We start from the raw sequence: 12,024 nt of genomic DNA, 5'->3' as shown, positions 1-12,024 counted from the left end.
GAGCTCGCTCGGGCGGTCGCCGAGGACATGGTCGTCTCCATGCAACAGCCGGGTGGCCCGTCCCAGTTCAGCGTCCGCTTCCGTGCCCCGTTCCGGGCCTGTTTCCGCACGACCGGCGTAGGCACGTCCGAGGCGGGAGAGCCCCGGTCGACGGCAGTCCGGAGGGAGGAAACCCATACCTGAGAAGAACCACGCCGCGGTCGCGGTCGCCGGAGCGGCACCATCGGCCCGCGAGCCCAGGGCTTCCCCCCACGACTCGACTCCTGGTGCCTAGGCTGTGGCCGCGATGCGGTAGAACTCGGCCGCGGTGACGGTGGCAGGGACGCCGAGTTCGGCGGCGACGGCGGTGATCGCCGTGTCGCCGACGGCGAGGTCGGCCTGGCCGTCCGCGGTGAAGTGCGGCGCGATGAACGCGTCGTAGTGGGCTCGGGCCTCTTCCGCGGTCTGTCCGCCGAGGAACGTCTGCATGTGGCGCACCGTGGTGTCGGGGTCGTCGTGGATCACCTGAAGGGCGCGCCGGTGGGCTCGTACGACGGCCTGGACCGCAGGGTCGTCCGGTGAGATGTAGGTGGGGTCGACGGCCACGCCCACGGTGGGGATCTGGAAGTGGTCGCCGACCCAGGCCAGCACCTGCCAGCCGTGCTCGGCGGCCACCGCCTCCGGTGCCATGGTGCTGCCGACGTAGGCGGCGTCGATGCTGCCGTCGTTGAGCCGGCGCAGATCCATGCCGTAGTCGCCGGGCGAGCGGACGATGGTCTTCACGTCACGGTCCGGGTCGAGGCCGGCCTTACGCAGCACGATCCGGGCGAACGCGCCGGGCGGGGTGTGCGGGGCGTGGACCGCCAGCCGTCGCCCGGCCAGGTCGGCCAGGGACGTCAGGCCGGGGCGGGCGAGGAACCAGAACAGCGGGCGGTGGGTGTTGACACTGAGTGCGACCCACGGGGTGCCGTCGGTCAGTCGTGACAGCAGTGCCCGGCCGAGCCCGATGGTGGCGCAGCGGCGCAGCCGTTCCACGTCCCAGGTGCAGCCGTCGCGCAGCGCGACGTGGACACCCTCCTCGGCGTAGTAGTCCTGCTGGTCGGCGATGTAGGCGGCCAGCTCCTCGTGCAGGCCTCGTCCGACGTAGGCCAGGTCGATGGTGTGCATGAACGTCTTTCCTCGATGGTTTAAGGGCTCGGCCGCGTGTGCGGAGGTCGGCGAAGGCGTCAGTACATGGCCATGCCGCCGTTGACCGCGGCCGTGGTACCGGTCATGAAGGAGTTGTCCTCGGCGGCGTAGAAGGCGACTGCCTGGGCGACATCGGCCGGGTGGGCCAGGCGGCCCAAGGGGGTGGCGGCCACCTGCCGCTGCCTCGTCGCGTCGTCGAGCACGGCGTCGGCGGTGCGGGACTCCACCGGGCCGGGCGAGACGACGTTGACCGTGATGCCCTGCGGGCCGAGTTCCTGGGCGAGATACCGGGCGAACTGCTCGACCGCGGCCTTGGAAACGCCCAGCGCGATCATGCCCGCCCGAGGCAGGCGGCTGAGTCCGGTGCCCATGTAGATGAGGCGTCCCCACCCTCGTTCGGTCATGTTGGGCAGTACGGCTTTGGTGACCGCGAACGCCGCGTGCATCTCGGCGTCGATCTTGCCGCCCAGTTCTTCCCACGTCATGTCCTGGAACGGCTTGACCGCATACGGGATGAGCGCGTTGTGCACGAGCACGTCGATGCCGCCCCAAGCCGCCTGGACCTGGCCGACCATGCTCTCGACGGCCGCCTCCTCGCGCACGTCGGCCTGCATGGCCATGGCCTGGCCGCCCGCGGCCTCGATGTCGGCCACGACCTCCTCGGCCGCCTTGGTGTTGCGGAGGTAGTTGACCGCGACGCGCATTCCTCGCGCGGCCAGAAGTCGCGCCGTGGCCGCGCCGATTCCGCTGCTGGCCCCCGTCACCAATGCCACCCTGCTGGTCGTCCCGGTCATGGGCCCGCCTCCTGATCGTCGTCGCGGGCCGTCGGTACGACCGCCCGGGGGTGTTCGTCGTCGATGCCCCGGCCTGTCGGGCGGATCGCCCCGTACAGCACGGTGTCGACGGTCGCCCGCAGCAGATCGGCCGCGGTCCAGTCCAGCTCGCGCGGCAGTTCCGACATGAGCAGCCGCTCCAACGCGCCGCGGGTGATCTCACTCAGCAGCTCGGGCGGCGCCTGCAGCAAGCCCTGCTGGTGTCCCTCCCGGAACAGCTCGTCGAGCCGCTGGTAGACCACCGCGTCCACCCGCTGCTCCACGTACTGGCGCAGCATCGTGTCTCCCCGCCCGGTCGCGAGCTGCGGCGCGCCGATCCGCCCGAGCTCGCTGCCCGCCGCGATCAGGAACCGCTGCACCCGCACAGCGAACGGCTGCCCTGCAGCGTCCTCGGTCGCCGCCACCAGCGTGCGCTCCACCGCGGCGAACTGGCGGTCCAGCACCGCGGCCAGCAGGCTGCGCTTGTCAGGGAAGTGACGGTAGATCGTCTTCTTGCTCATCCCGAGCTCACGAGCGAGATCGTCCATGCTCGCCCGCGCGAAACCCGCCCCGAAGAACAGCCGGCCGGCCGCCTCCACGATCACGTCCGCACGCCGCTCGTCACTGTGGGAAACTCGAGAAACTGGATTAGTTTCCATAGTTCCCATCGTTGTCCTCCGTCTCTCTCGCTGTCAAGGCATGCCGTACGTCCCAAGTGCCTGCCGGCGAGGTGGCCGGGGCGCTACCCGGCGGTGGCGAGCCCGATGAGCAGCAGGGCGATGTCGTCCGTCCGGGGCGCGGTCTGCCGTGCATGGTCGATCAGGGTCGTGGCGAGCCGGTCCATGGGCTGGGCCGAGGCCCGGCCGAGCTGGGTGGCGAGCCCGGACAAGGCGTCGTCCATGTCGACCCCGGGAGTCTCGACGAGGCCGTCCGTGTACAGGGCGAGGACGGTGCCGGGGGTCAGCGGGATCTCGATGGGGGGATAGTCCGCGTCGGGGTCGATGCCGAGCAGCACCCCGGGTCGGAGCGCAAGGACCTCGGCGTGGCCGTCCGGGTGCCGCACAACGGGCGGGGGATGACCGGCGGTGGCGAGGACGGCCCGGCGGCGGGCGAGGTCGAGGTGGGCGTAGAGGCAACTGACGAAGCGGCCCGGGTCCATGGCGACCAGCTGGCGGTTGGCCTGCGCGAGGGCCTGTGACGGCGTGGCCCCCGAGGCGGCGTGGGAGCGCATGGCGGGGCGCACCCGGCCCATGAGCGCGGCGGCGGTCACGTTGTGGCCCTGGACGTCGCCGATGACCGCGGCTGCGGTGGTGTCGTCGATGCGGACCAGGTCGTAGAAGTCGCCGCCGATGTCCATGCCGCGGACGCTGGGCAGATAGCGGGCCGCCACATCCAGCCCGGGAAGGTCGGGCAGCGAGTCGGGGAGCAGGGCCGCCTGCAGGGTCTTGGCGAGTTCGTTGCTGGTGTCGTACAGGCGGGCCCGTTCCAGCGCCTGCGCGATCAGTCCCGCGAGCGCGATGAAGACGACCCGCTGCCGGTCGGGAAAGGGGTGGGGCCGGTCGAAGGCGAACACGCACGAGCCCACCGGACGCCCGGAGGCGATCAGCGGCAGAAACGCCCAGGCATGCAAGCCCTTCTGATGCGGGGCGGGCGGGTAGGCCCGGGACAGCTCGTCGAAGGAGGCGAAGAAGCTGGGCACGCCGGTGGCGAGGACCCGGACCGCGGGTGCCGGGTGGGTCAGCGGCACGCCGTCGAAGTGTTCGAGCAGCGAGGGGTTGTAGCCGCTGCGGCCGATGACCCGCATTCTGCCGTCCTCGGCCGCGAGCAGGGCGACGGTCCGGGCTCCGAACGCCGGCAGCATCTCCTCGGTGACCAGATCGACCACGTCCGAGACGCCCACGGTTTCCGACAGGGCGGCGGCCAGGTGCAGCACCCGGTAGATCTCGCCCAAGCGGATCGGCTCGCCCTGGAACGTCTCCGTCGTGGTGGGCCCCGGCTGCGAGTCCCCGCCCGGACCGGTCGGCGATATGCGGACGCTCACCCCCGAGCCGTCGGGATAGAGCTCGAACGCGAGCCACTGGTCCGGCGGGTGCATGGCGGTGTAGTAGCCGGGCTTCCGGCTGACCACGGTGGCGCGGAAGTGGTCCTCGAAGGCCGGGTCGGTGCACCAGGGCAAGGACTGCCAGGGACGCGTGCCGATCAGATCGTCGGGGCTGCTCGCGCCCAGGAGGGCGGCGGCGGTGGCGCTGACGTACGTGAACCTGCCCTCGAGGTCGAGGGAGCAACTGCCCCAGGGCAGCCGCTCGACGAGGTCGGCCGCGGCGAGCGCCTCGGCCGGCCCCCGTTTGCCGGCGGGCGGCTGCACCAGGGTGCGGGGCGTGGGTCCCGGGCCGACGGCGTGGCCGGTGCCGGCGGCGTCGCGCAGGAACCGCGCCAGACGCCGACCGGAGGCACGGACCCGTTCAGGGCTCGGGCCGTCGGTACTGGTGGCGCCGGCGCCGGGCCAGAACAGCAGCAGCGCGCCCCAGACCGTGGTTCCGGTGAGGAGCGGTGCCGCGGCCACCGCATGGTGGTAAGGCAGGGCGATCGCCGTGCGCGGATAGCGACGGGCGAGTTCTTCCGGGTCGCCGAGCCAGACGAGCCGCCGCTCGCGCACCGCATCGGTCACGGGAAAGCGGCTCGCCAGCGGGACCCCGAACCAGGGCGCGAGATACTCCGCCGGGATGCCTGCGGTCACCTCCAGCCGCAGGGTCTGCCCGTCGGACGCCGGCAGGAAGACCGCTCCCGCGTGCATGCCCGTGTCGCGCACGGCGAACTCCAGCAGACGGTCCAGCTCGGCCCGGCGCAGCGACCCGGCGGTGGGTGAAGGGGAGCGGGGCCCGTGGGGCTGCGCCGCGCCGCCTTCCCGCATGGCGCACATATCAGTACCGTACGTCCGCACCCGCCGACCCCGCGCGGAGGCCGCTCGGCGAGGCAGCCGAGGACCTGGGCGGCGAAGGCCTCGTTCAGCTCCAGTACGTCGAGGCCGGCGAAGGTCCGGGCGGCCCCATGGCCAGGGTGGGGGTGGGGACGACGGCCGGCTCTCAGCCGTCGGTCAGGTGCGCGCCGGACCGGTCCGCATCCGGTCCGTGAGACGCACGGACGGCGGCCGTATTCCCGGTTCGGCGTCCCTTGGCCCGAACCCTCGTCGCTCGGGAATGCGGACCTGCCGGACGCCGTTCCGGTGACCTCGACCGGCATGTCCGCCTGACAGAGGTCCGGATCCACGGTCCAGCCCGTGGACACCCACCGCATCGCGCAGACGAGTGATGTCCGTCGAGAGCGGCAGGCCCCGGGCGCGGAGCCTGTCGCACGAACAAGGTATTTCGACGCCAGTGCCCGTTATCCCCCGCGGATTACGTTGACCCCCCTCGTTCAGGCATCGAAAGTCTTGGCTCCAAGCGGACGGCGGGACTGGGGAATTCTCATGAAGACATTCGTGCATCGAGGACAGATCACCAAGGTGGTCTTCGGCAGCGGTACGCGCATCCGTATCCCTGAAGAGGCTGCTGCCCTTGGATGCCGTCGCGTGCTCATCCTGTGCGCACCTGGCCAAGCGGGCCAGGCAGTGGAGGTACACGACGTACTGGGTACGGCGGCGGTGGGAACTTTCACACAAGCGGCTCCGCACACCCCCGTCGAGGTCACGGAGAAGGCGGTCGCGTATGCCAGAACCGTGGGAGCGGACTCGGTGCTCGCCATCGGCGGTGGCTCGACGATCGGCCTCGGCAAGGCGATCGCTCTGCGGACCGGGCTGCCACAGCTGGCGTTGCCCACCACGTACGCCGGCTCGGAGATGACGCCGATCCTCGGGGAGACCGAAGGGCGCCGCAAGACGACCCGCCGGCTGCCGGAAGTGCTGCCGAAGACCGTGGTGTACGACGTCGACCTGACGTTCACGTTTCCCGCGGCGGCATCGGTGGTCAGCGGCATCAACGCGATGGCGCACGCGGTGGAGGCCCTCTACGCACAGGACCGGGACCCGCTCGCCCACCTGATGGCCGGTGAAGCGCTCGAATCCCTCATCCGCTCCCTCCCGGTCGTCGCACCACGTCCGGACGACGGCGAGGCGCGGGCCGATGCTCTGTACGGGGCGTGGCTGGCGGGCACGTGCCTCGGCACGGTGGGCATGGCCCTGCACCACAAGGTGTGCCATGTCCTGGGCGGCACGTTCGGGCTTCCGCACGCCGAAACCCACGCGGTCGTGCTGCCGCACGTGGTCGCCTACAACGCACCCGCGGCGCCCGAGGCCATGGCACGCATCGCAAGGGCGCTGTCGGCGGCCGACGCCGCGAAGGGACTCTTCGACTTCGCGGGACGGCTCGGCGCCCCCAGGGCACTGCGGGACCTCGGCATGCCGGAATCGGGCATCGAGCAGGCGGCCGAACTCATCGTGCGGGACGGCTACTGGAACCCGCGACCAGTCGAACAGACGGCGGTACGCGCCCTCCTGACCCGCGCCTGGGCCGGGCAGCCGCCGTGCACATCACCCGGCGACGGACATCCCCGGACCGCGTCCGCGGTCCACCACCCCACCACTACGGGAGCGCGTCATGCGTGATCTGACCAGCGACACCATCACCGAGGCCGTGATCTCGACCATGCGGGACACCAAGGACTCCCGCGTCGCCGAGATCCTGGAATCACTGGTGCGGCACCTGCACGCCTTCGTTCGCGACGTCGAACTGACGCAGGACGAATGGGCCCGGGGAATCGACTTCCTGACGCGCACCGGGCAGACGTGCACCCCGGCGCGTCAGGAGTTCATCCTGCTGTCCGACGTGCTCGGCGTCACCATGCTGGTCGACGCCCTGACCAACCGACGCCCCAGCCAGGCCACGCAGAACAGCGTGCTGGGCCCGTACTTCAGGGAGGACAGGCCGCAGCAGGCCGACGCCGCCGACATCTCCGGGGGACTGTCCGGTACCCCGCTGTTCTTCGAGGGACGGGTCGTGGACCACGAGGGGGCGCCGGTGGCCGACGCGGCGGTGGACGTCTGGCACAGCGACTCGGACGGCCACTACGACATGGAGGTGCCCGGGCTGGACGAGCCGGCCATGCGTGCGCTGTTCCGTACCGACGAGACGGGGCACTTCGCTTTCCGTTCCATCCGCCCGTCCAGCTACCCGATACCCGGTGACGGCCCGGTCGGCGAGTTCATGAGCGCGACCAGCAGGTCGCTCATGCGTCCCGCCCATGTGCACCTGCTGATCGAAGCGCCGGGATTCCAGCGCGTGACCACCATGCTCTTCCCTTCGGACGACCCGCACCTGGACACCGATCCGGTGTTCGGCGTCAAGGAGTCGCTGGTCGACCGCTACGACACCTACCCGGCCGACGCCGGTCCCTGCCGGGGCATGACCGACGTGCCGTACACCCTGCTGCGCCACACCTTCGTCCTCGAACCCCTCGTCACGGACTGATCCCCACGGCGCCACCACGACGGGAGCCGGTCGTCCACGAGGACGGCCGACGTCGAACACTTCATCACACCGCGGGGTTCAGCCCCGAATTCACGGAGGTCCTCACATGAGTGAAACCCTTGATGTCGTCTTCGGGTTCCGAGCCACGATGAGCCGGCTCGCCACGGGTGTCAGCGTGATCACCACATGCTCGGGCAGCACGCCCATCGGCATGACGGCGAGCGCCGTCTCCGCGCTGTCCCTCGAGCCGCTCCAACTGATCGTGTGCATCGGCAACCAGCTCTACACCCGGACCGCGATCGCGGAGCACGGTCGCTTCGCCGTCAACGTCCTCGGCGAGGACAGCGAGCACCTCGCACGGAACTTCGCCGCTTCCAAGCCGGACAAGTTCGCGGGTGTGGAGACCGTCGACGACCACGGCGTGCCGGTCCTGAAGGACGCCATCGCGGCTGTCGTGTGCGATGTCGCCGCGGCGCTGCCCGGCGGCGATCACACCATATTCGTGGGCGACGTCCGCCACTTCGAACACCGGATGGAAGGCCGGCCGCTGCTCCACTTCGGCGGAGACTTCGGCACGCTCAGGCCCCCCTGCTAGCGCGGGTGCCGGCGGCCCGACGAAGGCTGCCGTATCCCTGCCCCGGTCCACCACGGCCCCCGGCGTCCGGCTCCTGCAGGCGAGCCACGGACGCCGGGGGCTCCACCAGTCCCGACGAGTCCACCGAAGGTGCCATGACCAGTTCCGTGCCGACCTTCAAGCTGCGTCCTGGGGACCAGCCCCCGCACCGGCTGACCCGCCCCCGGCTGCTGCGCCGGCTGGACGCGTCGACCGAGCCCGTGGTGGTGGTCTCCGCGCCCGCCGGTGCCGGAAAGACGGTGCTCCTGACCGAGTGGTCGCGAAGCCTCGCAACGCGTGGCGCGTGCGCCTGGCTCAGCCTGGACGCGTCCGACAACGCCCCGGGCCGGCTCTGGGCCGGCATCCTGCGGGCGTTGCAGCACGTACGTCCGGAACTGCCCGTCCGCTCCCATGGCGGCGAGTGGACACTCGACGCGTGGCTCGAGGAGATCCTGCCGAGCCTCGTGAGCGGACTGGACGGACAGGGACCGCTCGCGCTGATACTCGACGGAGTGGAATCGATCACGGACGTCGATGCGGTCCGCAGCCTTTCGGATCTCCTGACCAGGCTTCCGCAGGGCTTTCGCGTCGTTCTGTCGACCCGTCACGTTCCGGGCGGACCCGTACCGACCCTGCGCGCCCGGGGAGCGATCGCCGAACTCGACCGGCACGACCTGGCCTTCACCCCCGAGGAGGCGCAGGCCGTGCTCACCGATCTGCTCGGGTCCGCTCCGGCCCCGAACACGTTGAGCGCGGTGTACGAGACCACCGAGGGGTGGCCGGCGGCGCTGTGCATCATGGGCCGTACCCTCGCTCGCTCGTCGGACGACGCCGACACGGCGGCCGACCTGGCCCGCGGCAGGCGAGCGGTCACCGAGTACCTGGCCACCGAGGTGCTCCAGCGGCTCACCACCGAGCAGCGCGAGTTCCTGCTCCGTACCAGTGTGCTCGACGAGTTGAGTGCCGGGCCGTGCCGAGCCCTCGCCGGGGACCGGGCGGGCGTACTGCTGCGCGAGCTCGCACGGACCGTCCAACTGCTCGTACCCGTGGCCGCCGATCCCTCGGCATACCGGCGGCACCGCGCACTGTCCGCGCTGCTGTGCGACCTTCTCGGATCCGAAGGGCGGGAGACCGCCGTGTCGTTGCACAGGACGGCGGCTCGGTGGTATTCACGGCAGGGCGAGACGACCGCGGCCGTACGGCACTGGGTGCGCGGCGGTGACGAGGCCGCCGCCGTCGCGTCGATACTCCACGGCTGGGAACAGGCGATCTCGGCAGGCCGCGGTCACGAGGTCAGGCAATGGCTGGAGCTCCTGCCGCTCCGCACGGTCGCCGCCGACGCAAGACTGTGTGTCGTGTCGGCGATGGCGGCCCTGTCAGGGGGTGCTCCGGGGACGGCCAGGCGCTGGCTGGACGTGGTCCGGCTCAGGGGGCCGGGAGCAAAGAAGGTCGGCGAGGGCAGCACGGTGTGCGACGCGGCGGCCGTCGCCCGGGCCGTGGCCTGCTGGCTGGAGGGGGAGGTCCTGACCGGCGGCCGTCTCGCCGAAACCGTCTTCGCCGGCACCGTCCCGTTGACTTCCTGGCGTGCCCTGGCCTGTACGGCCCGCGGTACCGCTCTGCTGTGGACCTCCCGCTACGAGGAGGCCGAGGCGCTGCTCGGCGAGGCGACCCGTGACGCGCATGCGGCCGGGCACGCCCTGACGCTCGTCCGCGCGCTGGGGCTGCGGGCGCTGTGCGCCCTGCTGGCCGGACGCCATGAGCCGGCGCGCATGCTGAGCGACGAAGCCCTGGACGCGGCCGGGACGGCCGGGCTGGAGCGGCACTTCGTCGCGGCGCCCGCCTACATCGGCAGGGCCGGCCTGCTCCTCGACGAGGGACGGGCCGACGAGGCCGAACGGACCCTGGCCGATGCGGAAGCGGCGCTGGCGGACTCGTCCAGGACAGGCAGCGAACCCCAGATGCACGCCTTGTATCACGGCACGCGGGCACGGCTTGCCACTGCGCGACGCGACGCGGACACCGCGCGGGAAGCCCGTGAGGCGGCCGAGCGGGCAGCGGCCCGGTGCGAGTCACCAGGAGTGCTCACGGATCTGCTCGGGGGGGTCGGGGAGGACACCGTCGTGCCGCTCGCCGTGTGCGGCGCCCAGGAGCTGTCGCTCGGCGAGCGCCGGGTGCTCCGCGCCCTGTGCGGTCCGCTGACACTGCGTGAGATCGCCGCCGAGTTCTACGTGTCCCACAACACCGTCAAGACACAGGTACGGGCGGTCTTCCGTAAACTCGGTGCGCACGACCGGAGCGCAGCGGTCGCCAGGGCCCGGGAGTGCGGCATGCTCTGACCCGGGCCCCGGCGTTCTGCTACGAGGCGTTCTGACGAGAGGCGTCCTGGCGTCGGGCGTAGTCCGCCTGGGCGAGGTACGCGGTCTCCTGCTCCCCGTCGCTGCTCACGCTCTCGATGCCGCAGACCTTGCGCGCGAGGTCCGCCATGCTGCCGGTGGGGGACATCTCGGCACGTTTCATCGTGAGGCTTCGGATGGCCAGCAGGGGCGTGCCGTTGAAGTTCTCGAAGGTGCTGATGCGGTCGCCCCAGTCGGACAGGAACATGTCGCGGATCACCCGGCTGATCTTCAGCCGGTCGTGCGGCCTGCCGACCGGTCCGGTCTGCAGCGCCGTCAGCCACGGCCGCAGTTCGGGCCGCTCCCACTGCCCCTCGGTGGGATAGATGAGCGCGGCACGACCGGACAGGTCGATGAGCTCGTGGGTCAGGTCGGTGATGTGCTCGATGTAGTACGCCCGCCCGAAGTCGAACATCAGGACGTTCGGTTTGTAGATGCCGCCGGGAGTGAAGAACCCTTCGTCCTCCGAGGCGATCACATGCGCCTTGAGCGTCTGGAGGAAGCCGGCGAACCGGGCGATCCGCGCCTGGACGGGCGGCAGTTGGTAGGTTCCGATGTGCTCGGTGATCAGCAGGGCCAGACCGAGCATCAGCTCGGCCTTGACCATGGCACGCACCAGCGAGTGGTAGTGCAACCAGTCGAAGACGCGCTGCGGGTACAGCGAGGCGTGCTGGGGGTTGCCGATGTGGAAGACCCGGTTCCAGGGGATGAGCACGTCCTCGAACACGATGATGCTGTCCAGCTCGTCACCCCGCGAGGCGAGCGGGTGCTCCACCTCCTCGCCGTCGCGGACGTTGCTCTCGCGGCAGATGATGGTGACCCCGGGGGTGTTGGGCTTCACCGCCCCGTAGACGATCTGCTCCGACACGATGCCGGGGCGGTAGAAGACGCCGATGTGGATCCAGTCCCCGAAGGCCGCGCCGGTGCTGATCGACTTCACGCCCCGCACGGTGATGCCCTCGTCCGAGGTGGCGACCACCCGCAGTGCGGGGGAGGTGGCCTGTGCGGAATCGCGCGAGCGGTCCGCCTGCGGGTCGACGAAGGCCGGCGTCGCGTTGAGGTCGCCGTCCCGCATCACGTTCCAGAAGTCGAGGATCCCACCGGTGAGGTCCCGCCCGTCGGTCCCGACGGACTGGCTGCTCCAGGGCTCGGGGTCGTCGACGTAGGTCAGCAGGACGTAGTTGTTGACGTCCGGCGTGCGCGGGATCGCACCGCCGCCCAGTTCCCGCTGCACCGTCTCCAGGTAGCGCCGCTTGCGCAGCAGGTCCTCCTTGGAGCGGTGCTGGAACCATGTCATGGACCGCCGGACACCGTCCTCGTCCAGGAACGTCATGACGTCCTGGAGGTCGGGACGGTGGTGCAGGTCGTAGAAGTCCGCGATGCTCCGGGCGTACGCCCTGGTCTTGGGGTGCGTGGACACGTCGTCGACGAGTTCGTCACCCACCCACACCGTGCGGCCGTCGCTCAGTGCCGCGAGGTATTCCTTGCCTGTACGCACGTCGTGCTCCTCTCGGGGGCAAGAGATCTGGACGCCCGAAGGATGTGTCGTGGCGGGGTGAGCGGACGGCACGGAACGG

At 70.8% G+C, this 12,024-nt stretch carries 9 protein-coding genes; 4 read left to right on the top strand and 5 right to left on the bottom strand.

The genetic code is table 11. The features are described from left to right. Positions 1-270 precede the first annotated feature (270 nt). The 4 genes from ACZ63F_RS36820 to ACZ63F_RS36805 all read right to left on the bottom strand — a co-directional run bounded on the left by ACZ63F_RS36820 (position 271) and on the right by ACZ63F_RS36805 (position 4,899). Entirely contained in the window at positions 271-1,146 is an 876-nt protein-coding gene (locus ACZ63F_RS36820) for an ABC transporter substrate-binding protein (RefSeq protein ID WP_469717904.1), read from the bottom strand. Positions 1,147-1,205: 59 nt separating this feature from the next. After that, a complete protein-coding gene (locus ACZ63F_RS36815; RefSeq protein ID WP_469717902.1) occupies positions 1,206-1,961 on the bottom strand; it encodes an SDR family NAD(P)-dependent oxidoreductase in 756 nt (251 codons plus the stop codon). Continuing rightward, positions 1,958-2,647, bottom strand: coding sequence for a TetR/AcrR family transcriptional regulator (locus ACZ63F_RS36810; protein ID WP_469717901.1), 690 nt, complete (start codon positions 2,645-2,647; stop codon positions 1,958-1,960). Before ACZ63F_RS36810 ends, ACZ63F_RS36815 begins: the two co-directional genes overlap by 4 nt. 74 nt (positions 2,648-2,721) lie before the next feature. Beyond that, positions 2,722-4,899 (bottom strand): SpoIIE family protein phosphatase, encoded by a 2,178-nt coding sequence (locus ACZ63F_RS36805; RefSeq protein ID WP_469717899.1) that lies wholly within the window; start codon positions 4,897-4,899, stop codon positions 2,722-2,724. A 546-nt stretch (positions 4,900-5,445) separates the two neighbouring features. Between ACZ63F_RS36805 and ACZ63F_RS36800 the strand changes: the two genes are divergently transcribed. The 4 genes from ACZ63F_RS36800 to ACZ63F_RS36785 all read left to right on the top strand — a co-directional run bounded on the left by ACZ63F_RS36800 (position 5,446) and on the right by ACZ63F_RS36785 (position 10,390). Beyond that, positions 5,446-6,579, top strand: coding sequence for a maleylacetate reductase (locus tag ACZ63F_RS36800; protein WP_469717898.1), 1,134 nt, complete (start codon positions 5,446-5,448; stop codon positions 6,577-6,579). After that, positions 6,572-7,441 carry a dioxygenase family protein gene (locus ACZ63F_RS36795; protein WP_469717897.1) on the top strand — a complete coding sequence of 290 codons (870 nt, stop codon included), beginning with the start codon at positions 6,572-6,574 and terminating at the stop codon, positions 7,439-7,441. The genes ACZ63F_RS36800 and ACZ63F_RS36795 overlap by 8 nt, the downstream gene beginning before the upstream one ends. Positions 7,442-7,547: 106 nt before the next feature. Further along, on the top strand, positions 7,548-8,036 hold the full coding sequence (locus ACZ63F_RS36790) for a flavin reductase family protein (protein WP_469717895.1): 489 nt from the start codon (positions 7,548-7,550) through the stop codon (positions 8,034-8,036). Between the two features lie 134 nt (positions 8,037-8,170). Next, positions 8,171-10,390, top strand: a complete 2,220-nt coding sequence (locus tag ACZ63F_RS36785; protein ID WP_469717894.1) for a helix-turn-helix transcriptional regulator — start codon at positions 8,171-8,173, stop codon at positions 10,388-10,390. Positions 10,391-10,409: 19 nt separating this feature from the next. On the opposite strand, the gene ACZ63F_RS36780 is transcribed toward ACZ63F_RS36785, so the two are convergent. After that, on the bottom strand, positions 10,410-11,945 hold the full coding sequence (locus ACZ63F_RS36780; RefSeq protein WP_469717893.1) for a 4-hydroxyphenylacetate 3-hydroxylase family protein: 1,536 nt from the start codon (positions 11,943-11,945) through the stop codon (positions 10,410-10,412). Between the last annotated feature and the right edge of the window lie 79 nt (positions 11,946-12,024).

The organism is Streptomyces sp. NPDC104761, from assembly GCF_055583445.1.
This window is presented reverse-complemented; position numbering and strand designations above follow the sequence as displayed.